Genomic DNA, 21,838 nt, shown 5'->3' on the forward strand with positions numbered 1-21,838 from the left:
GAGAGCGTGCGAAACTGGATCGGTGACGTTATCTGTGGGTCTGGTTGGCGCCGGACCGTGGGCCGAGATGGTGCACGCGCCGATGCTGGCGGCTGGTCCGAACACACGTCTGGCGGGCGTGTGGGCCCGCCGTCCCGAGGCGGCGGCCAGGTTTGGCGCCCCGGTCTTCGAACGGATCGAGGAGCTCTTCGACAACTGCGAGGCGGTCGCGTTCTCGGTGCCGCCCGCGGTCCAGGCCGAGCTGGGGGTACGCGCGGCCAAGGCGGGCAAGGCGCTGCTGCTGGAGAAACCGCTCGCCGCCGACCTCGACGGGGCCCGGCGGCTGGCCGACGCGGTCGCCGAGGCGGGCGTGGCCTCACAGATGGTCCTCACCTGGCGTTACTCACCCGCCACCCGCGCCTTCCTGGCCAGGGTATCGGCCATCGAGCCGTTCGGCGGGAGGGCGGCCAACATCTCCGGGGCGATGCTCGGCGGAGCCTTCGCCACCTCCTGGCGGCTGGAGCGCGGCGCGATCCTCGACGTCGGCCCGCACATGATCGACATGCTGGACGTGGCGCTCGGCAGGGTCGTCGGCGTCCGGGCGCACGGCAACCCGCTGGGCTGGGTAGGCCTCCTGCTCGAACACGAGACCGGCGCGGTCAGCGAGGCGTCGCTGTGCATGAGCGTGCCGGGGGAGAACCCGCCCTCCGACGTCGAGATCTACGGGCGTCTCGGACGGGAGTCCCTGGACGGCACCCGGCTGGGCTCCGACGTCTTCTCCCTCATGCTCGCCGAGTTCGCGTCGACCGTACGGCGCGGTGGCGGCCACCCCCTGGACGCCGCGCACGGCCTGCGCCTGCAGGAGATCATCGCCGCCGCCGAGGAACAGCTCGGCTGAGGAGCGGCTCCGCCGTAAGGTCACCGGCGGGGGCACGTCAAGGACGCGTCCCCGGCCGGGTGAGCGGTGCGCCCAGGGCGCGGTTCGTGTCGGGTAGGGCTCGTGTCGGCTACGGCTCGTCGCGGGGGCGGCTCTGATCGGAGGCGGCTCGGGCCAGGGGCGCTCTGGCCGGAGGGGGCTTTGGCTGGTCAGAAGGGGCTTTGGCCGGAAGCGCTCCGGTTTCCGGCCGGAGCGAGCCCCGGCCGGGACGGTTCGCTCGCCGGAGGACGCGGGCCGGGGCCCGGCACCGGGGCCCGGCACCGGGGCCCGACGCCGGGATCCTGGGGATCGGGGACTCCTGACACCGGGCACTCTGGGGGGGAAGCCCGGGGGATTGATACCGTTCGTCTGACGCGCGATGTGAGCGAAGTCCGGTGTGAGCCCGGCGCTGTCCCGCAACTGTCATGGCCCCCAGGGGCCGAGCCAGGTCGCCTCCGCCGCGTCGACGCCGACCCTCGTGGAAAAGGGTGACCCGTCTTTCCTGGGTCCCTCGGTTCCGGCAACTGAAAGGACCTCGTGTGAGGCCCGTACGCAGCGCCCCCGCCGCCCTAGCCGGTGCCCTGCTCGCCGCGCTGACCCTCGCCGGATGCGGCCAGAGCGCGACCACCTCGTCCCCCACCACCTCCGCAAGCGTGACGGCCACCCCCTCGGCGGCGGGATTCCCCGTCACCGTCGAGGCGGGCAACGGCCCCGTGGCCGTCGCCAAGCGACCGGAGCGGATCGTCTCGCTGTCGCCCACCGCCACCGAGAGCCTGTTCGCGATCGGAGCCGGACCGCAGGTCGTGGCGGTGGACGACCAGTCCAACCATCCCGCCGAGGCGCCGAAGAGCGACCTGTCCGGTTTCAAGCCGAACGTGGAGGCGATCATCGCCAGGAAGCCCGACCTGGTCGTGGTCGCCAACGACGCCGACAGCGTCGTGGCCGCGCTGGGCAAGGTCGGCGTCCCCGTGCTGCTGGAGCCCGCCGCCACCAAGTTCGACGAGGCCTACGACCAGATCGCCGATCTCGGCGCCGCCACCGGCAACGCCGACAAGGCCGCCGAGCTCGTCGCCGGGATGAGGAAGCAGCTCGACGAGCTCGCCGCCGCCGCGCCGAAGGACGCGAAGCTCACCTACTACCACGAGCTGGACACCACCCCCTATGCGGCCACCTCCACCACCTTCATCGGGCAGGTCTACGGGCTGTTCGGCATGACCAACATCGCCGACGAGGCCCCCGACGCGGCCGGCGGCTATCCCAAGCTCTCCGCCGAGTTCGTCGCCAAGGCCGACCCCGACCTCGTCTTCCTGGCCGACACCAAGTGCTGCGGCCAGTCCAGGGACACCCTCGCCAAGCGTCCCGGCTGGTCCAAGCTCTCCGCTATCAAGGACGACCAGGTCGTCCTCCTCGACGACGACGTCGCCTCCCGCTGGGGGCCGCGCGTCGTCGACCTCGCCAGGCAGGTCGGCGACGCCGTCCAGAAGGTGTCGGCGGGCTGATCGGCGTCACGAGAAGAAACGAGAAATGCCTCCTCCCCGCTCCGAAGGACGGGACGTCCGCCCCGGGCGTCCGGTGAGCCCCGGCGACACGTCCCCGGACTCGTCGTCCCCCGGTACCGAGACCGGCGTCGGCCCCGGTACGGCCGCCGGTCCCGGCCCCGGGACCGCCACCGGCCCTGGCCCCGGGACCGCCACCGGCCCCGATGCGGACACCGAGACCACCACCGGCACCGGGCCCAAGACCGGCACGGACACCGGCACCGGGCCCGGGATCGGCATGGACACCGGCACCGGGCCCAGGACCGGAACGGCCACCGGCACCGGGCTCGGCACGGCCACCGGCACCGTCACCGGGCACGGGATCGGCACGGACTCCGGTATCGGCAAAGGCACCGGGCCCGGGATCGGTATCGGCGCGGAGTCCGATGTGGCGGGCTGGGAGGCCGGTGCCAGGGGTGGGCAGGCGGCCCGGCTGAGCCCGTTGGTGGCGCTCTCGGCCGTGGGCGTGCTCCTGATGAGCATGTTCGCCGGGCTGCTGGTCGGCGCGGCGGGCATCGCGCCGCGCGACGTGATGCTCCAGCTGCTCGACTGGCTGCCGTTCGTCTCGGCGGACTCGGGACTGGCCCCGGTCGAGCTGGGCCTGCTGACCGAGCTGCGGCTGCCCCGGGTCCTGCTCGCCGCGATCGTCGGCGGCCTGCTGGCCATCGCCGGAGCCGGTTACCAGGGCGTCTTCCGCAACCCGCTCGCGGACCCCTACCTGCTGGGAGCCGCCGCGGGCGCCGGTCTGGCGACCACGGCGGCGATCGTCTTCACCGGTGGTGACGTCGAGGCGATCGGCATTCCGGCCGCGGCCTTCGCCGGGGCCGTCGGGGGCGTGCTGCTCGCGTACGCGCTGGGCAGCGCGGCGGGCCGGGGCGGCGGCACCGCCACGCTGGTCCTCGCGGGCGTCGCGGTCACGTCCTTCCTCACCGCGATCCAGACGTTCCTGCAGCAGCTCAGGGTGGAGGAGCTGCAGCGCATCTACGCCTGGATCCTCGGCGACGTCGGCGGCGGCTGGGGCCAGGTCACGCTCGTCGCCCCGTACGCCGCCGTCTCGGTGGTGGTCATGCTGCTGCACGGCAGGCTCCTCGACGTGCTCTCGGTCGGCGACGACGAGGCGGTCACCCTCGGCCTGAACGTCGCCCGCGTCCGCCTCGTCGTACTGCTCGCCGCCTCCCTGGCCACCGCGGCGGCCGTCGCGGTGAGCGGTCTGATCGGCTTCGTCGGCATCGTCGTGCCGCACGTGGTCCGCCGCCTGGCCGGGGCGTCGTACCGGATCGTGCTGCCGATCTCGCTGGTCGGCGGGGCCGCCTTCCTGGTCCTCGCCGACCTCGTCGCCAGGACCGTGCTCGCCCCCGCCGAGCTGCCCATCGGGGTGGTGACCGCCTTCGTCGGCGCGCCGTTCTTCGTGGCCGTGCTGCGCGTGGCCCGCCGGGTGGAGACATGAGCCGCGGGGCATCGGCCCGCCCGTACGGCGGGCGCGCGGCCGTGACCTACGCGCCGCGTGTGTGGGAGAAGGGGAGGGGAGAGCGGTGAGCCACCTCGTGGTGAGGGACCTGTCGGTCGTGCTGGGCCGGCACGCGGTGCTGTCCGGCGTCGGTCTCGACGTACGGGACGGCGACTGGCTCGCCGTCATCGGCGCCAACGGCGCGGGCAAGTCCACGCTGCTGCGCGCCCTGGCGGGGGTGCTGCCCTTCGGGGGCGAGGTGCTCGTCGACGACGTGCCGCTCAGGCGGCTCAAGCCCAGGGAACGGGCCAGGCTGCTGGCCTGCGCCCCGCAGTCCCCGGCGCTGCCGGCCGACATGACCGTGTTCGACTACGCCCTGCTCGGCCGCACCCCGTACATCCCCTATCTGGGCCGTGAGAGCCGGCACGACCGCGAGGTGACCGCCTCGGTGCTGGAACGGCTGGACCTGTCCTCCCTCGCCGCCCGCCCGCTCGCCCACCTGTCCGGCGGCGAGCGCCAGCGCGTCGTGCTCGCCAGGGCGCTGGCCCAGCAGGCCCCGGTGCTCCTGCTCGACGAGCCCACCACGGCCCTCGACCTGGGACACCAGCAGCAGGTGCTGGAACTCGTGGACCGGCTCCGGCTGGCCGACGGGCTCACCGTCGTCACGACTCTGCACGACCTGAGCCTCGCGGGTCAGTACGCCGACTCGATGATGCTGCTCTCCGGTGGCAGGGTGGCCGCCTCGGGCACCCCGGCCGAGGTGCTGACCGGGGAGCTGATCGGTGAGCACTTCGACGCCCGTGTCCGCGTCGCGGCCGGTCCCGGCGGCAGGCCCGAGGTCCACCTGGAGCGTCCTTGAGCGCGACCCGGGACCGGCTTTGAGCGCGTCACGGGAGCGGGGCGCGCCGGAGGCGTTCGTGAGCGGGTCCGAGGTCCGTCCGGACGTCACCGGGCGGAGCCGGGGGCCGCACGGGACTTCCCTGAGACTGAGCCACCGCGATGAGGACGGCGCCCGGCTGGCCTCGCTGCTGTGGGAGTTCGGGCCCGGCTGGCGGGCGATCTCCTCCGCCATGGTCGGCGGCGGCATCGGGCCGGTCGCCTGGATGCTCAACGCGCAGGTGGTCGCCGGATACTCACGGATGGACCCGGTGGACCACCTCCTGGAGCTGGCCCCGCCGGGACCCGGGGTCGGCATGCTCACCGCGGCCTCGGTCGGCCACTTCACCCGGGCCCGCGACGGGGGAGCGGAGGCCGTGGCGACCGTCGGCCTGCGCGTCCCCACCTGGGCCGCAGCCCCGGAGGGCGCCGCAGACCCCGAGCTGGCCCCGATGTTCCTGCCGGGAACGGTCAACATCGCGGTCGCCGTACCGGTCGCCATGAGCGACGCCGCTCTGGTCAACGCGGTCATGACGGTGACCGAGGCGAAGACCCAGGCGCTGCTGGAGGCCGGTTTCCTCTGCACCGGCACCGCCTCCGACGCCGTCTGCGTGGCCGTCCCCGACCGTGTTCCCGGCGGCCCCGAGGAACTCTTCGGCGGCCCCCGCTCCACCTGGGGCGCCCGCGTCGCCCGCGCCGTCCACACCGCCGTCCTCCAGGGCGCCCACCGATGGGCGAACCGTGACATGTCAACTACTTAAAGTAGGAAGATTGCGGGAAGTAGCATGTGGGCGAGGGCGAGACTCCCGATACTGAGCAGGTGACCGCGATGGCGACGACGGAGCCGACGACCAGGCGGACGGTTCTCCAGGGAGAGCCGCCGTTCACCGTCGACGACCTGCTCACGTTCCCCGATGACGGGAACCGCTACGAGCTCTTCAACGGGAGCCTGCTGGTGAGTCCCTCTCCTGTCCCTCTGCACCAGCGCGCGATCGCGCGCCTTCTCGCGATCCTCGAAGACGCGGCGCCGCCGGAGTTCGAGCCGCTGCCGGACGTCAACCTCCGGGTGGGCGAGCGCGACTTCTTCATTCCCGACCTCGTCGTGGTGCCCGCCGGGGCCGTCGACGAGACGGAGCTGATGTTCGCGCCGCGCCACATCCTGCTGGCCGTCGAGATGGTCAGCCCGAGCACCCAGGCGCGAGACCGCCACCTCAAGAGGGCCGCCTACGCGGCGGCCGGAATTCCCGTCTACTGGCGGATCGAGCTGTCCGAGGGGCCGTCCGTCCACGTCCACGAGCTCGCCGGTGACGAGTACAAGGCGGCGGAGAAGTACGAGGCCGGAGAGGTGGCGGACCTGCTCGCCCCGTTCGAGGTCTCCTACGACCCCGCCGTGCTGCTGCGCCCGCGAAGCTGAGGGGGCCGGGTCCGAGAGGGCGGGCTTCTCCGGGGGACCGATCTTCGTACGGTATACGTTGTCGCGCCGGAGGGCCGGGCAGGCTTAGACTTTGCGTAACTGTCCGCGACGGGGCGTGGGCGTGACGGTAGGCGTAAGACGGGATGGTCAGGACGGGGTGGCGATGCCCTGCTCGTGGCCTTTTTCGGGTGATGGCGGGAAAGAAAGTCAAGCCCTCGGGCCTGGACGGTTCACTTATTCACCCCCGTTTGCGACCCTGGTCCTATCCCCTGTAGGGAGTGGCGATGCGGCGGTTCGGTTCGGCGCTGGCGGTGTTCGGTGGGCTCTCCTTGGCGATCGCGGGGGTGGCCCCCGCCCTGGCTCACGAGCACCCCAGCGGGATCACCGACCTGGTGACCCCCGCGGTGGTCAGGGTCGAGGCGACGGCGAAGGTCGACATCACGCTGCTCGACCACATCGGCGACCTGGTGCACGTGGAGCGTTCCTACGAGGTGCCGATCGGCAGCGGCACCGGCACCGTGGTCAACCCCGACGGTGGCATGGTCACCCTCACCCGGGTGGTCAAGACCGACCGCGACGTCCGGATCTACGCCGCCAACAAGATCTTCGCCGCGCACCACAAGGTGAAGATCCCCGACGACTTCGAGCGGCACAAGCTCAAGGACGACCAGCTCAACCACCACCTGCAGGAGTGCTACCCGCCCAAGCAGCCCACCGCCACCTGCATCATCGACGTCACCACCGAGATCACGGTCTTCCCCAACATCGCCCCCGCCGACAAGGAGGGGTTCAAGGCGGAGATCGTCCGCACCGGTGACAGGCCCGACAGCCCCGCGGTGCTGAGGCCCGTCGGCCGCGCCGACGGGAGCGCGGGCCTGCCCACCGCCCCGCTCGCCGCCGCGGTGCCCGCCAAGGAGGGCTCGCCGGTGGCGGTCGCGGGGTTCACCGGGCGGCCCGCCGCGAACCTGCCGGAGACCGTCGACATCGCCCACCTGCGGGCGGGCGGCGCCGGAGAGGGCGGCAGGCAGTTCAAGGACCCGGAGAACAAGGTCGACGAGCCGGAGAAGCTGGGCGCCCTGGTCGACAGGGGCCTGCTCGGCGGCCCGGTGATCGAGGACAAGAAGGGCGAGGTCGTCGGCCTGCTGCTCGGCGGCGGCGAGGACGCCCGGATGATCGGCATCCGCGAGGTCACCAAGGCCCTCGCCGAGGCGGACGTCGCGCCCGCCAGAGGCCCGATCGACGCCGCCTTCGAGCAGGCGCTGACCCGCTTCCACACCCACTACTACGGCGACGCCGTCCCCGCCTTCCAGCGCGTGCTGGAGCTCTACCCGGGCCACACCGTGGCGGCGGCGCACTTGAAGACCTCGCAGGCCAAGCGCGGCACCGCCGAGGACGAGGCCACCAAGAGGGCGGCCGTCTCCACCGACTCGCCCCAGGGCACGCCCCTGTGGCCGTTCCTCGTCGGCGGTGGCCTGCTGGTGCTGGCCGTGCTGACCACCGCGATCCTGCTCTGGCGTCGCGGGTCGCAGGACCCCGATCCCGAGCCCGAGCCGGAGCCGGGTCCGGCCGCGAACACCTGGCCCCCGGGCCCGGCCGCGCCGCCGATCCCCATACCGAGACCGACGTCGGCGCAGACACCGCCGCGACCGGCCTTCGACGAGCAGGCCGACTCCACGATCGTGGTCGGCCGCTCCTTCCCGGCGCTGCCCAAGATCTCCTCCACGCCCGGCCAGCCGGTGCTGGTGGCACGCGACCCGGGTCACAACACCTCCCCCGGCCACAACACGTCCCCCGGCGCCGGCACGGGACCGGGCTCCGTGACAGGACCGGGCTCCGCGACAGGGCCGGGCTCCGCGACGGGGCCGGGTTCCGTGACGGGGCCGGGTTCCGCGACGGGATCGGGGACGAGACCCGGCGACACGGTGACGCAGAAATACTGCACGGGCTGCGGGATGCGGCTGGGACCCGCCCACAGCTTCTGCGGCTACTGCGGCCACCCGACCAAGACGTGATGTCCGTGAACGACAGGGCGCTGATCGGCCGGGAGATGGCCGGCTACCAGATCGAGGACATCATCGGCAAGGGCGGCATGGCCGTCGTCTACCTCGCGATCGACCCCAGGCTCAACCGCCGGGTGGCACTGAAGATCCTCAACCCGCTCCTCGGCGAGGACGACCGGTTCCGCCAGCGCTTCGTGCTGGAGTCGCGCACGGTCGCGAGCATCGACCACCCCAACATCATCCCGATCTACGAGGCCGACACCGCCGACGACGGCACCCTCTACATCGCGATGCGCTACGTCGACGGCCCCGACCTGCGCAAACTCTTCTACGACCGGGGTCCGATGCCGGTCAGCCAGGTCAGCCGGATCTTCGCCCAGGTGGCCGCCGCGCTCGACACCGCGCACGCCCACGACCTGGTCCACCGTGACGTCAAGCCCGCCAACATCCTGATCGCCGGCCACACCGAGGGCGACCACGCCTACCTCACCGACTTCGGCATCACCAAGCACCGCACCTCGATCTCCGGGCTGACCCAGACCAACCAGTTCATCGGCACCCCCCGATACATGTCGCCCGAGCAGATCAACAAGGAGCACATCGACGGCCGCTGCGACCAGTACGGCCTCGCCTGCGTGGTCTACGAGGCGCTGTCCGGGCGGCTGCCCTTCCAGCGCGACAACGAGATCGCCCTGCTCTGGGCGCACCTCGCCGAGACCCCCACGCCGATCACCACGCTCCGTCCCGAGCTGCCGCTCGAGGTCGACGGCGTGATGATGCGGGCCCTGGCCAAGTCGCCCGAGCAGCGCTACGACACCTGCGGCCAGTTCATCGCCGACCTGCGCGACGCGATCAGCGGCGCCGGCCAGCCGTACCCGCTCGCGCAGGCCCACCCGCCGACGACGGCGCAGAGGGCACCGGTGCCGTCCGAGACGACCGAGGCGTCCGGCAGGCGGAAGACGCCGAAGAAGAAGCCCGCGTCCGCGAAGGGCATCCTCATCGGCGCGGCCGTGGCGATCACGGCGATCGTCGCGCTGGTGGCGGTGCTCGCGACGTTCCTGCGCGGCGACGACACCTGGACGGCGTACGAGGGCTCGTCCGCGGTGCCCGTCGCCTTCCAGTACCCCGGGGCCTGGACCCTGGAGCCGCACGCCGACGTGTTCGTGGCGGCCTCGCCGAAGGTGGAGCAGTTCCGCGCGCTGTTCGCCACGCCCGTCACCGCCGACTGGGCCGCGGCGAACGAGATCATCAAGGACGCCCCGCAGGACGCCACCGGCTTCTACGCGCAGACGCTCGACACCCTCGACCCGTTCAGCGACGCCAAGCAGCTGCAGGAGGCCCTGCAGTCCTCGCTGCCCGGGACGGTGAGCGTCTTCTCCCAGGTCGTCCAGGTGAGGGTGGGCGGGCGAAACGCCTCGCGCCTGCAGGGGACGATCGCCGACCCGCAGCGCGGCGGGCAGCTCGAGTTCACCGGCTGGGCCGTCGAGCGGCAGGACGAGGCCGCCCTGCTGATCTACTTCTGCACCTCCGGCAGGTGTGACGACGCGGTCGCCAACCGGTTCGTGCGGAGCGTCTCGTTCCCGGCGTCCTGACCCGTTGACTTGTGTCCCACTTGTGAGCGGCTTGTCCGGGCGTTTTGTCCTATGGGCAAGACGGTCACCAGGCTTTAGTCTCCCCGAATGGCGGTTCTCCTTCCCCTGCTTCGGCACCCGCGCGTGTTCTTCGGTCCCCGCGCGCGGGGCCGTCGATCGCCCGACCCCGGAACGAGGTGTCCAGCCGCCTGCCAAGGACATGGAGGAGAAGTGAACATCCGCGTCGTGATCGCCGACGACCAGGCGATGGTCCGTGCCGGGCTGAGGCTCGTGGTGGAGAGCGAACCGGGGCTTGAGGTGGTCGGCGAGGCCCCCGACGGGATCGAGGCCCTCGCCGTGGCCCGCCGCACCAAGCCCGACATCGTGCTGATGGACATCTCGATGCCGCGCATGGACGGCCTCACCGCCGCCCGGCAGCTGCTGGGCCAGCCGGACCCGCCGAAGGTCGTGATGCTGACGACCTTCGACACCGACGAGAACCTCTACGCCGCGCTCCGCGCCGGGACCAGCGGGTTCCTGCTCAAGGTCTCGCCACCCGAGCAGCTCGTGGATGCCATCCGGGTCGTCGTCGCCGGGGACGCCCTGCTCGACCCGGCCGTCACCACCCGCGTCATCGCCTCCTTCGCCGGACGCCACGACCCCGCGCCCCCGCCGCAGCTCGCCGAGCTCACCCCGCGCGAGCTGGAGGTGCTGCGCTCCCTGGCGCGCGGCCTGACCAACGCCGAGATCGCGGGGGAGCTCTTCGTGGGCGAGGCCACGGTCAAGACCCACGTGGCACGGGTGCTGATGAAGCTCCACCTGCGCGACCGGGCTCAGGCGGTGGTGTTCGCGTACGAGTCGGGCGTTGTCCGGCCGGGAGCGGCCGTCGGGTAGTACGAGATCCACTCCTCGCGGCTCATCCGGAGCATCCTCACCCCGGTCCAGCCGAGCGTTCCCGCTGTCGCGGCCCAGAACGGCACCGTCACGGGCCCGTATTCGGTCACCATCGAGCCGGCGGAGGAGAGGACGGCGACGAGCGGCACCGCCCAGTGCACGAACCCGGCCCGCCAGACCCCGATCAGCATGACCGGCAGGCCGAAGATCGCGAAGAACACCCACGGCATCTGGAAGCCGAAGACGACGCCGGGCAGGTCCAGCATCTCGCCGAGGATCCTCTCGCCCTCCGCGGGGGTGTTGTGCCGCCCGAGCCACCACTCCACCGGGTCGATCAGCAGCAGGGCCGAGACGTTGACGTAGCCGAGGACGGTGAGGGTGCCTGCCAGGTGCCCGAAGACCACGGCGCGGCGGCGCGTCACGTGCAGCAGGCCGAAGACCGACAGGGCCGCCAGCAGGTACGACCAGTGGTACAGCACCGACTGCGCCTGGGTCAGCGCGGGGTCGACGCCGAAGCTGACCATCTCGCGCTCGTCGCCCCAGGTACCGGGGTCGATGACGACGGCGACGAGCTGGAGCAGCGGGGCGACGACGAGCAACGTGCCGGAGGCGATACGCCGGAAGTCGGCGGAGTCCTTGAACATGGGGGTCTCCCTGCCTGTGTCTGTCGGCCAGGGGCCGCGGCGCGGCTTGCCGGCCAGGGGCCGTGGCGGCCTGTTAGCCAGGAAGGTAGGCGGAGGTCCCCGGCCGGGTCGTCCGTCGCGGGGCTGACCCGGGATCCCCCTCGTGGGGTAAGAGGCACTCGCCGCGAGCCGGTCGAAGGAGTGAGACACGCGGCACGCGCCTCACGAAGCCGGCCCGGTCCTCCCCGGTGGCGGGCTCGTTCTTCCCGGCGGTCGGCCCGGTCCTCCCCGGTAGCCAGCCTGGTCTTCCCGGCGGTCGGCCTGATCTTTCCGGCGGCCCGGCCGGGTGGCGTCTCCCTCAGCACTCGCCCATCGCGGCACGCGTCTGCGGCGGTGACATGGGCGGGACGGGGAGGGGGTGGGCAGCGGTGGCGCGCAGGCCGTCGAGGGTGAGGGCGAGGTGCCGCCGCCAGACTCCGGGAGCGACGCGGAACGTCGCGCGCACGGTCGTCGCGACCCCCCAGAGCACGAACGCCATGTCGTCGAGCGTGACGTCGTCCCGCAGGTCGCCCGACTCCTGGGCGCGCTCGACGATCCGGCGCATCAGCGCGTACCCCGTGTCGGTGCCGGCCGTGGCGCCGCGTACGGCGAGGTCGTTGTAGCCGAGGTCGGCGGCCTGCAGCTCGCACACACCGGTGACGAACGCGACGAACCCCTCCCAGGCGTCGTCCGTCGCGAGCGCGTCCGTGGCCAGGCCGGCGACCGTCGCCACCCGGTCCTCGAACACCGCCGCCACCAGCTCGGCGCGGGTCGGGAAGCGGTTGTACAGCGTCCCGACGCTCACCCCCGCCGTACGGGCGATCTCCTCGAGCGGCACGTCGAGCCCCCGGTCGGCGAAGAGCCGCCTGGCCGCCAGGAGGAGGCGCTCGCGGTTGTGGAGGGCGTCCTTGCGCATACCGGCAATCCTCGCTTAAGTTGAGGAACATCTCAACTTGAGGGAGGTCTCAACTTATGCGGCGGACCATCGTGATCACCGGCGGCACGAGCGGCATCGGCAAGGCCCTCGCCCGGCACCACGCCGAACGGGGCGATCTGGTCGTCGCCGTGGGCAGCGGTGAGGCGGGCGGCCGGCGCCTGCGGGAGGACGTGCCCTCGGCGCGCTTCGTCCGGGCGGACCTCAGCTCCGTCCGGCAGACCCGTGCCCTGATCGAACGGCTTCGCGCCGACCACCCGGTGATCGACGCGCTGGTGCTCGGCGCCTTCAGGTACAACCCGGCGAGGATCGAGACCGAGGAGGGGTTCGAGCACACCTTCGCCCTGTACGTGATCAACCGCTGGCTGATGGCCGAGGGGCTTCGCGACGCCCTGGAGAGGGCTCCGGCACCCGTGATCGTCAATCTGTGCGGTGTCGGGGGCATCCGCGCGGGAGAGATCAACTGGGAGGACCCGCAGCTGAACAGGGGATACCGGCCCTTCAGGGCGACGATGCAGGGCGCCAGGGGCGGGGAACTGCTGGCCTCGACCTACAGCGCCGAGCGGACGCGCTACGTGCTCTACAACCCGCTGTTCGTGGCGACCGGGCTGTTCGAACCCTTCCGGCAGCCGGTGCGGGGTCTGGTACGGGTGACGTCGGCGCTGTTCGCCCAGCCGGTGGCGAGGGCCGTGCCGCCGATCGCCGCGCTCGTCGACCGGCCCCCGGCCGGGCCGCTCACCGCATACCGGAGGGGCAGGCCCATCGCGTTCACCGCCGACCGCGACCGGGCGCTGAGGTTCGAGAGAGCCGTCCGCGCGATGGTGGCGCCGTTCTCCGGCTGACCATCTCTGTCGGCTGGACGGTCTCGGTCGGTCGTCTCCGGGCTCCGGGTGATCGGCGTCGTGCCGGGCCGGGTGGGTCGGATGGGCCGGGCGGGCGGACGGTCCCGGCGGGCCCCGTGTTCCCGGGCCCGCCGGCACCCGTCATCCGCCGGTGGCGCGTGCGCTCAGCCCGCGCCGGGGACGGTGACGCCCCGCTCCTTGAAGTCGTAGCCGTTCTTCGTGGCGTTCTGCCGCAGGCTCTCGATGGAGTTCTTGCTGGCCTGAAGGTCGGCCTCGGTGGCGGTGCCGCTCTTCAGCTTGTTGGTCAGGCTGCTGAAGCGGTCGGCGACCACCTTGACGCCCTTGCACATCGTCGGGTTGGCCAGGGCGAAGCGCCTGGCGACCTTCAGCTCGTGAAGGGTGAAGAGGCCGGCCACGGCGGCCTTCGCGAAGGTCCGCTTCCGCTTCTCCGCTCCGGCCTTGAATCCACCGCTCTGCAGCGGCTTGTAGATGTAGCGGTAGAAGGCTCCCAGTGCGAGACCCGCGTGCAGCGCGAAGCGGGTCTTGGCGAACCTCTTGCTGTTGACGCCGGTGGGGCACTCCTCGGCGGTGTACTCCTCGGCGTTCGTCGAGATATCGGACCCGGGCGGGGCGCCCGCGGCGGGCGGAACGGCCGCGGGCGGCGCTGTCGTGGCCACGACGGCCCCCGGTCTCACCGCGGTCGGCCTGTCGCCGCCGCAGCCGCCGATCAGTGTCACGGCCAGCAGTGCCGCTGCCGGGACGACAACGTATCGGGCACTCCGTACAGACATCTTCCCCCCTGGATGACGGTTACGGCGTCGCCTTTCGCCCTCTTTGTACCCTTTGCGGTTGCTTCGACACGTTCTGTGAAGCGGGTGGTTCGCGGGGCGGGTCCATGGGGCCCGGGTGTTCGTCCGGCGGGCGTGGCCGCCGGGCGGCGCCGGGTCGATCCGCCTACCGCGCCGTGACCTCACATCGAGCCGATTCTCCTGCCGCCTCGGTCCTCGTGTCGGGCCGATCCGTCCACCGCGTCGCGTCCTCGCGGGGGGTGGCGCCTCGATGTCTCGACGTCAAGTAATCGCCTGTTTACTTATGGTCGTTTTGGACGCAAAAAAACAGGGTGCAAATTCCCCTTTTTCGGCTAACCTCACCAATGCCCTTATGTCGCTCTTAATACGGACATCGCCCTCTTGGCTCTTCGTATGCGGCGTATTCGGCATTCCCTCGTACGAAAGGCACCTGGTGCGGTACCGTCTCGCCCCCATTGCGGTGGCTGCTGTTGTTTCCCTTCCGTTCATTTCCCTTTCCGCTCCCGTACAGGCTCAGGTCAAGCCGTGCCACGGCACCGGCACGGACAGCGCTGTCCAGACTCCCGTCGTGATCGATCGTTCGGCGGCGTGCCCGGGCACCGGGTCCGCGCTCGCCATCCACTACCCGCACAGTGTCGACGGGACGCTCCTGTTCCAGGACAAGGCCCCGCTGGAGGAGGCGAGCGAGCACGACGACGTCAGGTTCGTCATCGGCACCGGCGGCTCCCAGCCGTACATCACCTACGGCGGCCAGCGCTACAACCTGAACAACGTGCACTTCCACGGCCACGCCGAGCACAAGTTCGCCGGTCAGCCCTTCGCCCCGCTCGAGGCGCACTTCGTCCACGAGCGGGCGAGCGGGCCGAAGGGCTACGTGGTCTTCTCGGTCCTCATCGACGCCAAGAGCTTCCAGGGCCAGTCCCAGCACGACCGCCTGATCAAGTCGCCCCCCGCTCTCGGCGAGTCCAAGAGCGTCCACGGCGTCGACCTCAAGGCCCTGCTGCCCGAGAGCCACGCCACCTACCGCTACACCGGCTCCCTCACGACGCCGGACGAGACCGGCACCTACTTCCAGCCGGTCAACTGGGTCGTCTTCAACCAGCACGCGAAGGCGCACCAGAACAACATCCACTCCTACAGGTCCCTCTGGGGCCCGGAGGGCAACCACCGGGAACTCCAGGAGAACGCGGTGGAGCCCAACTTCTACTCGTACCACTGACGCTTCGCCGTCGCGGGCCCGTCCCGCTTCGTGACCATGCCGGTCGAGGTCCTTCCTCGGCCGGCATGGTCGTTTCCGCACGTCATCCAGGCCCTGTCGTCGTGCGAGCAGGAGACGAACACGTCGTGGGCCGTCGTCATCGTGTCCCGCTTGCGGGGGAGGGGGTCGGGGAGACCGAAGTGCGGGAGACGCGCCTCCCGGAGAATTCCTTTCTCGCGGAAATCCAGGCGAAGTAGGCGCCCGTGACGCCCGCCACAGCACCGATCACGGTGACCGCCGGATCCGCGATATCCATGCGTTCAGGCTATGGAGCGAAACGTTTCCATGGCCGTGAGTGGCGGTAAATGTTTCAACTATCCGTAAACGAAGGAAAACGTCGGCATCGAGGCCGTGAGGGGCACGTGAACGGACCGGCGGGGGAGGGCTACGGCGTCCTCGCCGGAGGCCCTGCTGTGCGAGACCTGGACCGGGCTGAGGGAGACCTTCCTCACATGGGAGGCGGCGGCTCTCGCGGTCGCGCGGACGGTAGCGTGAAGCCCCCGGCGACGCCGGGTTCCGGCGTCTCCTCGCCGAGCACCTGAGCTCCGAGGCCGTCGACACCGTCGTCGGCCGGCCCGACTGGCCCGGCCGGCTCGACCCGCCCGACCGGCTCGACGTCTGCTCCCACCCCGCGGCCCGTCCGCCCCCTCCGCGAGCCTCGATCTTTTAACCTCCTCGACCCATAAGGGATGCGTCAAAACGGGCATAGGTTGTGTATATTTTCCGTTAATCACTCTCATCTGAAGGAGGATTTATCGTGTCAGCTTTCCCGCGCGTACTGTTCGACGAGGCACACAGCGAGTCGTGGACCATCCGGCGGGATGCGGCCGAGACGATGAATCCCGGGCATCCCGACGACAGCAGCTACGCCCGCGCGGCCGGGCTGTTGCGCGGGCTGGGGCACTCCGTGGACGCGCACGTCGAGGGCCCGCTCACCCCGGGGCTGCTGAGCGCGCGGGACGTGCTGGTGATCGCGCACCCCTCCGGTGACCGCTGGGAGCACACCACCGGGCTGGGCAGCCCGGTCCTCCCCGTCGAGGAGCTCGACGCGATCGAGGAGTACGTCCGCGACGGCGGCGGGCTGGTCGTGCTGGCCGAGTACGAGCAGGAGAAGTACGGCAGCAACCTCACCGAGCTGCTCGCGCGCTTCGGCGTGGGCGTCGAGCACACCCTCGTCCGGGACCCCGGGAGCGCCCACAACGGCGTGGCCTCCTGGGTCCTGGGCACCCCCCGGAACGTCTCGGACAGTCCTCAGAACGCCTCGGGCACCCCGACGACCGGGCAGGACCTGCTCGCCGGGGCCCGGCGGGCCTGCTTCTACCGGGCGGGCGTGCTCACCGCCCCCGATCACGCGACCGTCCTGTTCGCAACCTCGCCCACCGCGACCCCCGCGAACCGCCCGCTGGCCGTGGCCGTACGGCACGGCGAGGGCCGCGTCGTGGTGGTCGCCGACTCCGACCTGTTCGGTGACGACTCGATCGGCGACTACGACCACGCCGCGCTCTGGGGCAACCTCGTCACCTGGGCCGCCCGCGTCCCCGCCGCCAAGAGCCCGGCGGCTACCGGAAGCGCCGGGGACTCCGAGGCCCACGCCGAGTTCCGGAGGCTCAAGGAGGCCGTCGAGGCGCTCAAGCCGCTGCAGGTCAAGGACGGTTCGGTGCCGGAGGAGAGCGACAGGCCGCGGGCCGCCGAGCTGGTCGCCGCGATCGCCGGGCACGTCGAGCGGCTCGCGCCGCGCTTCCCGCACGACGCCGCCTACCTGGCCGCCGTCGTCGCCGACCTCCGCAAGTGGGCCGATCAGGGGCTGGGCGTCCCCGACTTCCTCGACGCGCTCGACGCCTTCCACCCCGACACCCAGCGGGTGGACGGGCTGGAGCACCTGGTCGTCTTCCCGATGTACACCCAGAACGGCACCACCTTCCGCCACATCGAGGCCGTGTGGATCCGCACGATCTGGCCCGGCTGGCTCGCCGAGCTGGAGCGGGGCGGCTACGACAACCCGATGTTCGTGCCGATCGCCTTCGAGGACTTCACCTCCGGCTACGACACCAACTCCGCGGTGCTCTTCCCCGAGACCGTCGCGGTCCGCGAGACCCCGGCCCGCTTCACCTGGGGCGGGATCTTCGCCGACCGGGAGGCCGCGAGGTTCCGCGCGGTGAGCGGGGCCGCGGCGGCCACGCTGAAGCTCGCGCTGCCGCCGGACGCGGCCAGGCTGATCGCGTCGCAGGAGCTGGCCCAGGACACCTTCGTGCTCTGGGACCTGATCCACGACCGCACCCACAGCCACGGCGACCTGCCGTTCGACCCGTTCATGATCAAGCAGCGGATGCCGTACTGGCTCTACTCCCTGGAGGAGCTCCGCTGCGACCTGACCGCGTTCGGGGAGGCCGTGAAGCTGGAGGGGGAGGGCGTGCCGCACGCCCGCTACGTCCAGCTGGCGATCCTGTTCGACCGGCTGTTCCGCTTCCCGATCACCGGTGACCGGGTCCGCAACTACGACGGCCTGGGCGGGCAGCTGCTCTTCTCGTACCTGCACCGCAACGACGTCGTCCGGTGGACCGACAACCGGCTGAGCGTCGACTGGGAGCGGCTCGCCGGAGGCGTCGCGGACCTGCGGGGCGAGGTCGAGAAGCTCTACCGCGACGGCATCGACCGCTCCAAGCTCGCCCACTGGCTCGCCGCCCACCAGCTGGTCGCCGCCTACGTCGAGCCGAACCCCGCCTCGGCCTGGGCCCGCGGGGTCGGCGCCCTGCCCGTCGAGGGATTCCCCAAGGCGGTCGTGGACGCGGTGCTGCCCGACGAGTTCCCCCTGAGCATGTTCTACGAGGCCCTGCGCCGTAAGCTCGGCGATGTCGTCGACTCCACGAAGGGCATCCGAGCATGATCATCCTTGTCACCGGCGCGGGCGGGCCCGCGGGCCGGGCCGTCGTCCGCAGGTTCACCGGCGAGGGCCACACGGTGATCGGCGTCAACAGGAGCGGTGCCGAGGGGGCCCGCGCGGTCGACCTGCTCGACGCCGACGCCGTCGCGAAACTCGCGGAGGACGTGCGGGCCGAGCACGGCAGGGTGGACGGGATCGTCCACCTGGTCGGCGGCTGGCGCGGGTCCAAGACCTTCGCCGAGACGTCGCTGGACGACTGGGCGCTCCTGCACGACCTGCTGGTCCGTACGCTCCAGCACGTCACCCTCGCCTTCGAGCCGCTGCTCAGGGCGAGCGAGCGCGGCCGGTTCGCCATCGTCTCCGCGAAGGCGGCCGAGCGCCCCACCCAGGGCAACGCGGCGTACGGCACGGCCAAGGCCGCCTCCGAGGCGTGGACCCTCGCCTTCGCCGACGCCCTGGAGGGCACCTCCTCCACCGCGAACATCCTGGTCGTGAAGGCGCTCGTGCACGAGGACATGCGCGCGGCGAGCCCCGAGCGGGCGTTCCCCGGCTTCACCGACGTCGACGACCTCGCCGAGGCGATCGGCGACCTGTGGAAGACCGACGCCAACGGCACCCGGATCGATCTCACCGCCGCACGAGAGGGGGAGACCGCGTGACGGACGCCATCCGCAGGCACGACCCGCTGGTGAAGGGCTTCGCCAGCGACAACTACGCCGGGGTCCACCCGGAGATCCTCCAGGCGATCGCGCTCGCCAACGGGGGCCACCAGACCTCGTACGGCGACGACGTCTACACCGCCGCGCTGCAGGAGGTCTTCGGGCGGCACTTCGGCCCCGCCGCGCAGGCGTGGCCGATGTTCAACGGCACCGGCGCCAACGTGGTCGCGCTCCGCTCGATGACCGCCCACTGGGAGGCGGTGGTCTGCGCGGAGTCGGCGCACATCCACACCGACGAGGGCGGCGCCCCCGAGCGGTCGGCCGGGCTCAAGCTGCTGCCGGTCGCCACCCCGGACGGCAAGCTCACGCCCGAGCTGGTCGACAGGCAGGCGTGGGGCTTCGGCGACGAGCACCGGGCACAGCCCAAGGTCGTGTCGATCACGCAGACCACCGAGCTGGGCACGCTCTACACGCCGGAGGAGATCGCGGCGATCTGCGACCACGCCCACGAGCTCGGCATGGTCGTCCACCTCGACGGCGCCCGCGCGACCAACGCCGCCGCCGCGCTGGACGTGCCGCTGCGCGCGTTCACCACCGACGCGGGCGTGGACGTGCTGTCCTTCGGCGGCACGAAGGCCGGCCTGATGTTCGGCGAGGCCGTCGTGGTGCTCAACCCCGACGCCGTGCGCGGCCTGCGCTACCTGCGCAAGAGCGCCATGCAGCTCGCCTCCAAGATGCGGTTCGTCTCGGTGCAGTTCGAGGCGCTGCTCGCGGGCGACCTGTGGCTGCGCAACGCCCGCAACGCCAACGCGATGGCCCGGCGGCTCGCCGACGCCGTGCGGGACGTGCCCGGGGTGGAGATCCCGCGGCCGGTGCAGGCCAACGCGGTCTTCGCGATCCTGCCCAGGGACGTGACCGAGCGCCTGCAGAAGCGTTTCCGGTTCTACACCTGGAGCGAGGCGACCGGCGAGGTCCGCTGGATGACCGCGTTCGACACCACCGAGGCCGACGTGGACGCCTTCGCCGCCGCGGTGGCGCAGGAGTCGAGCTCGGCGGCATGAGCGAGCACGGTCCGGGTCCGTGGCGGGCCGCCGAGAGGCGGACCCGCGGCGGGTCTGTCGTGAAGACATGCCGTGAGGTTCGGGGGAGTCTGTCGTGAAGACCCGGCGTGGGGGGCGCCCGCGCCGGGGCTCAGTTCTTGTGGCCCGTCTCGTGCTCGTACGCGGTCAGCTGCTGTTCGAGGGCCTTCATCAGCTCGAACACCTGGCTCGGGGGAATGCGGATCCGGCTGACGATCCGGGTCGGCACGCTCACGAAGTGCTGCCCCGAGGAGGGGTCGTTGGCCAGCTGGGGCGGCCTGGTGATCACCGCGAAATCCAGGACAAACCCATCCTGGGTGTGCCATACAGAGGCGAAGTTGGCGTACTGCCCCATTTCCACCTCGGCGGAGATGCTCACCTCCAGGCGGTTCTCCGGCTCGTCGTTCACCATTCTCTTTCCTCCGGCCAGGTTGGCTCCATGCTGCCCTGACCGGGAACCGGCCACACAGGGACGCGCCGACGCTATTAAAGGATGGAAGGCAGCCGCTGGGCGCCGCGCTGCCGCAACATGTCGGTCATCAACTCGATCTCGCCCGTCTGACCGTCGACGATGTGCTGTGCCATGGTGGCCACCTCTTCGCGGTCGGACAGTTTCAGCAGACCCCTGCCCATCTGCACGCCGCCCTCGTGATGGCGGATCATGAGCTGGAGGAAGAGGATCTCCTGGTCCTTGCCTGTGGCCTCGCGGAGCTTTTTGAGCTCGTCCTCGGTTGCCATACCGGGCATCGCGGCGGGCGCGCCCGGTGTTACAGCGTGACCGCCGCCGTGACCGGCCATCCACGCCATGGTGGGGCGCTCGCTCGACTGGTTGAGGCCCCACTGCTGCAGCCAGCCCGTGAACATGCCGCGCTGGGCCGTCTGCGTGACGATGATGTCGTAGGCCAGCCGCCGGAGCGCGTCGTCCTCGCTCCCGTCCCTGGCGACGAAGGCCATCTCGACGGCCTGGGCGTGATGAACGGACATGTCGCGCGCGAAGCCCGCCTCGGCCGAGGCGTCGGTCGGGGTGGCCGTCCTCCCCACCACCAGCAGCAACGCGACCGCCGCGACCAGGCAGCCGACCAGCACGCCGACCGCCACGCCACGCCTGGACTTCGCGCCATTTTTACCGGGGGTCTCCATTACCTGCCCAGCGTACCCACTGTCGAGATTCGTCGCTGTATCAGACGTTGTCATCCCCTTATTCTCCACATACGCCGGTAGGGCATAGGGTGACCCGAAGTTGTTTGCCGGCTGGAGGGTTGATGACCAAGGAAAAGGCGCAGGCGAGGCGTGAGCACCTCACCCGTATGCGTGAGGAGCAGAAGCGCAAGGAGCGCAGGGCCGCGTTCCTGATGTGGGGTGCCGGAGGTGCCGTCGTCGTTCTGCTGGTCGCGGTCGTCGCCTACTACCTGGTCAACGAGCGGGCCGCGACCTCACTGGACAACGTCGCCACCGCGAAGTACACGGGTAGCCAGCACACCCCGACCAAGGTGACGTACAAGGAGAACCCGCCGATGGGCGGTGAGCACAACCCGGCCTGGCAGAACTGCGGCATCTACGACCAGCCGATCAACAACGAGAACGCCGTCCACTCCATGGAGCACGGCGCCGTGTGGATCACCTACCAGCCGGACCTGCCCAAGGCGGAGCTGGACACGCTGCGGGAGCTGGCCTCCAAGGAGTACATGCTCCTGAGCCCGTACCCGGGCCTGCCCTCCAAGGTCGTGGCGAGCTCCTGGAACAACCAGCTCAAGCTGGACAGCGCGAGCGACGGGCGCCTGGCCAGGTTCATCACCAAGTACAAGAACGGCCCGGACACCCCCGAGCTCGGCGCGTCCTGCAGCGGTGGCGTGGGCAGCACCACCGCCGAGGCGCCCATCCCGGCGACCGCGCCCAGCCAGGACCCGTCGGCCGCTCCCGACGCGTCCGCCCACCCGGAGGGGGACCACACCGACCCTCCGGCCACCGACGCGCCCGCCACCGACGCCCCGGCCACCGACGCCCCGGCTCCCAGCGCCACCCCGGCGCCCTGACCGGCCGGTACCCGAGACATCGGCGACGCCGGTGACGCCGTCCTGA

20 protein-coding genes are annotated in these 21,838 nt (G+C 71.3%); 15 read left to right on the plus strand and 5 right to left on the minus strand.

What is annotated here, in order from left to right:
• The first annotated feature begins 22 nt into the window (after positions 1–22).
• The 9 genes from ABT053_RS20595 (at position 23) to ABT053_RS20635 (ending at position 10,635) form a co-directional block, all read left to right on the plus strand.
• Positions 23–877 carry a Gfo/Idh/MocA family protein gene (locus ABT053_RS20595; protein WP_350970703.1) on the plus strand — a complete coding sequence of 285 codons (855 nt, stop codon included), beginning with the start codon at positions 23–25 and terminating at the stop codon, positions 875–877.
• 557 nt (positions 878–1,434) lie between these two features.
• Positions 1,435–2,394: an ABC transporter substrate-binding protein gene (locus ABT053_RS20600; protein WP_350970704.1), complete on the plus strand. Its 960-nt coding sequence runs from the start codon at positions 1,435–1,437 to the stop codon at positions 2,392–2,394.
• Between the two features lie 514 nt (positions 2,395–2,908).
• Positions 2,909–3,880, plus strand: a complete 972-nt coding sequence (locus ABT053_RS20605) for a FecCD family ABC transporter permease (RefSeq protein WP_350970839.1) — start codon at positions 2,909–2,911, stop codon at positions 3,878–3,880.
• An 85-nt stretch (positions 3,881–3,965) separates the two neighbouring features.
• Positions 3,966–4,739, plus strand: a complete 774-nt coding sequence (locus ABT053_RS20610) for an ABC transporter ATP-binding protein (RefSeq protein ID WP_350970705.1) — start codon at positions 3,966–3,968, stop codon at positions 4,737–4,739.
• Positions 4,740–4,860: 121 nt separating this feature from the next.
• Positions 4,861–5,517 (plus strand): adenosylcobinamide amidohydrolase, encoded by a 657-nt coding sequence (locus ABT053_RS20615; protein ID WP_350970840.1) that lies wholly within the window; start codon positions 4,861–4,863, stop codon positions 5,515–5,517.
• A gap of 68 nt (positions 5,518–5,585) precedes the next feature.
• A complete protein-coding gene (locus ABT053_RS20620) occupies positions 5,586–6,170 on the plus strand; it encodes a Uma2 family endonuclease (RefSeq protein ID WP_350970706.1) in 585 nt (194 codons plus the stop codon).
• A 284-nt stretch (positions 6,171–6,454) separates the two neighbouring features.
• On the plus strand, positions 6,455–8,182 hold the full coding sequence (locus ABT053_RS20625; RefSeq protein WP_350970707.1) for a hypothetical protein: 1,728 nt from the start codon (positions 6,455–6,457) through the stop codon (positions 8,180–8,182).
• On the plus strand, positions 8,182–9,762 hold the full coding sequence (locus tag ABT053_RS20630) for a serine/threonine protein kinase (protein ID WP_350970708.1): 1,581 nt from the start codon (positions 8,182–8,184) through the stop codon (positions 9,760–9,762). The genes ABT053_RS20625 and ABT053_RS20630 overlap by 1 nt, the downstream gene beginning before the upstream one ends.
• Positions 9,763–9,972: 210 nt before the next feature.
• A complete protein-coding gene (locus ABT053_RS20635) occupies positions 9,973–10,635 on the plus strand; it encodes a response regulator (protein ID WP_350970709.1) in 663 nt (220 codons plus the stop codon).
• On the opposite strand, the gene ABT053_RS20640 is transcribed toward ABT053_RS20635, so the two are convergent.
• Together ABT053_RS20640 and ABT053_RS20645 are read right to left on the minus strand one after the other, a co-directional pair.
• Positions 10,575–11,279 (minus strand): hypothetical protein, encoded by a 705-nt coding sequence (locus tag ABT053_RS20640; RefSeq protein WP_350970710.1) that lies wholly within the window; start codon positions 11,277–11,279, stop codon positions 10,575–10,577. The genes ABT053_RS20635 and ABT053_RS20640 overlap by 61 nt on opposite strands.
• 337 nt (positions 11,280–11,616) lie before the next feature.
• Positions 11,617–12,213, minus strand: coding sequence for a TetR/AcrR family transcriptional regulator (locus ABT053_RS20645; protein ID WP_350970711.1), 597 nt, complete (start codon positions 12,211–12,213; stop codon positions 11,617–11,619).
• A gap of 56 nt (positions 12,214–12,269) precedes the next feature.
• On the opposite strand from ABT053_RS20645, the gene ABT053_RS20650 reads away from it, so the two are divergent.
• On the plus strand, positions 12,270–13,073 hold the full coding sequence (locus ABT053_RS20650) for an SDR family NAD(P)-dependent oxidoreductase (RefSeq protein ID WP_350970712.1): 804 nt from the start codon (positions 12,270–12,272) through the stop codon (positions 13,071–13,073).
• A 164-nt stretch (positions 13,074–13,237) separates the two neighbouring features.
• Here the strand turns inward: ABT053_RS20650 and ABT053_RS20655 are convergent, their stop codons facing one another.
• On the minus strand, positions 13,238–13,864 hold the full coding sequence (locus ABT053_RS20655; RefSeq protein WP_350970713.1) for a hypothetical protein: 627 nt from the start codon (positions 13,862–13,864) through the stop codon (positions 13,238–13,240).
• Between the two features lie 586 nt (positions 13,865–14,450).
• Between ABT053_RS20655 and ABT053_RS20660 the strand changes: the two genes are divergently transcribed.
• The 4 genes from ABT053_RS20660 (at position 14,451) to ABT053_RS20675 (ending at position 19,741) form a co-directional block, all read left to right on the plus strand.
• Positions 14,451–15,101 carry a carbonic anhydrase family protein gene (locus tag ABT053_RS20660; protein WP_350970714.1) on the plus strand — a complete coding sequence of 217 codons (651 nt, stop codon included), beginning with the start codon at positions 14,451–14,453 and terminating at the stop codon, positions 15,099–15,101.
• 796 nt (positions 15,102–15,897) lie between these two features.
• Positions 15,898–18,024 (plus strand): DUF6421 family protein, encoded by a 2,127-nt coding sequence (locus tag ABT053_RS20665; protein ID WP_350970715.1) that lies wholly within the window; start codon positions 15,898–15,900, stop codon positions 18,022–18,024.
• Positions 18,021–18,680, plus strand: a complete 660-nt coding sequence (locus ABT053_RS20670) for an SDR family NAD(P)-dependent oxidoreductase (protein WP_350970716.1) — start codon at positions 18,021–18,023, stop codon at positions 18,678–18,680. Before ABT053_RS20665 ends, ABT053_RS20670 begins: the two co-directional genes overlap by 4 nt.
• On the plus strand, positions 18,677–19,741 hold the full coding sequence (locus tag ABT053_RS20675) for a threonine aldolase family protein (protein ID WP_350970717.1): 1,065 nt from the start codon (positions 18,677–18,679) through the stop codon (positions 19,739–19,741). The genes ABT053_RS20670 and ABT053_RS20675 overlap by 4 nt, the downstream gene beginning before the upstream one ends.
• A 130-nt stretch (positions 19,742–19,871) precedes the next feature.
• On the opposite strand, the gene ABT053_RS20680 is transcribed toward ABT053_RS20675, so the two are convergent.
• Both ABT053_RS20680 and ABT053_RS20685 read right to left on the minus strand, forming a co-directional pair.
• Positions 19,872–20,171, minus strand: coding sequence for a DUF3467 domain-containing protein (locus ABT053_RS20680; protein WP_329092600.1), 300 nt, complete (start codon positions 20,169–20,171; stop codon positions 19,872–19,874).
• A gap of 74 nt (positions 20,172–20,245) precedes the next feature.
• Positions 20,246–20,899, minus strand: coding sequence for a DUF305 domain-containing protein (locus ABT053_RS20685; protein WP_350970718.1), 654 nt, complete (start codon positions 20,897–20,899; stop codon positions 20,246–20,248).
• A 122-nt stretch (positions 20,900–21,021) separates the two neighbouring features.
• On the opposite strand from ABT053_RS20685, the gene ABT053_RS20690 reads away from it, so the two are divergent.
• A complete protein-coding gene (locus ABT053_RS20690) occupies positions 21,022–21,792 on the plus strand; it encodes a thioredoxin-like domain-containing protein (RefSeq protein WP_350970719.1) in 771 nt (256 codons plus the stop codon).
• Positions 21,793–21,838 lie beyond the last annotated feature (46 nt).

Origin of the sequence: Streptosporangium sp. NPDC002524 (genome assembly GCF_040295985.1) — a bacterium.
In the GTDB taxonomy this organism is placed as follows: Bacteria; Actinomycetota; Actinomycetes; order Streptosporangiales; family Streptosporangiaceae; genus Streptosporangium.

What these genes read in the sequence shown, in the direction of transcription:
- ABT053_RS20630 (WP_350970708.1), top strand. Translation starts at nt 8,182, where the DNA reads ATGTCCGTGAACGACAGGGCGCTGATCGGCCGGGAGATGGCCGGCTAC.
- ABT053_RS20645 (WP_350970711.1), bottom strand. Translation starts at nt 12,213, where the DNA reads ATGCGCAAGGACGCCCTCCACAACCGCGAGCGCCTCCTCCTGGCGGCC.
- ABT053_RS20680 (WP_329092600.1), bottom strand. Translation starts at nt 20,171, where the DNA reads ATGGTGAACGACGAGCCGGAGAACCGCCTGGAGGTGAGCATCTCCGCC.
- ABT053_RS20650 (WP_350970712.1), top strand. Translation starts at nt 12,270, where the DNA reads ATGCGGCGGACCATCGTGATCACCGGCGGCACGAGCGGCATCGGCAAG.
- ABT053_RS20655 (WP_350970713.1), bottom strand. Translation starts at nt 13,864, where the DNA reads ATGTCTGTACGGAGTGCCCGATACGTTGTCGTCCCGGCAGCGGCACTG.
- ABT053_RS20685 (WP_350970718.1), bottom strand. Translation starts at nt 20,899, where the DNA reads ATGGAGACCCCCGGTAAAAATGGCGCGAAGTCCAGGCGTGGCGTGGCG.
- ABT053_RS20625 (WP_350970707.1), top strand. Translation starts at nt 6,455, where the DNA reads ATGCGGCGGTTCGGTTCGGCGCTGGCGGTGTTCGGTGGGCTCTCCTTG.
- ABT053_RS20620 (WP_350970706.1), top strand. Translation starts at nt 5,586, where the DNA reads ATGGCGACGACGGAGCCGACGACCAGGCGGACGGTTCTCCAGGGAGAG.
- ABT053_RS20605 (WP_350970839.1), top strand. Translation starts at nt 2,909, where the DNA reads ATGAGCATGTTCGCCGGGCTGCTGGTCGGCGCGGCGGGCATCGCGCCG.
- ABT053_RS20690 (WP_350970719.1), top strand. Translation starts at nt 21,022, where the DNA reads ATGACCAAGGAAAAGGCGCAGGCGAGGCGTGAGCACCTCACCCGTATG.
- ABT053_RS20670 (WP_350970716.1), top strand. Translation starts at nt 18,021, where the DNA reads ATGATCATCCTTGTCACCGGCGCGGGCGGGCCCGCGGGCCGGGCCGTC.
- ABT053_RS20640 (WP_350970710.1), bottom strand. Translation starts at nt 11,279, where the DNA reads ATGTTCAAGGACTCCGCCGACTTCCGGCGTATCGCCTCCGGCACGTTG.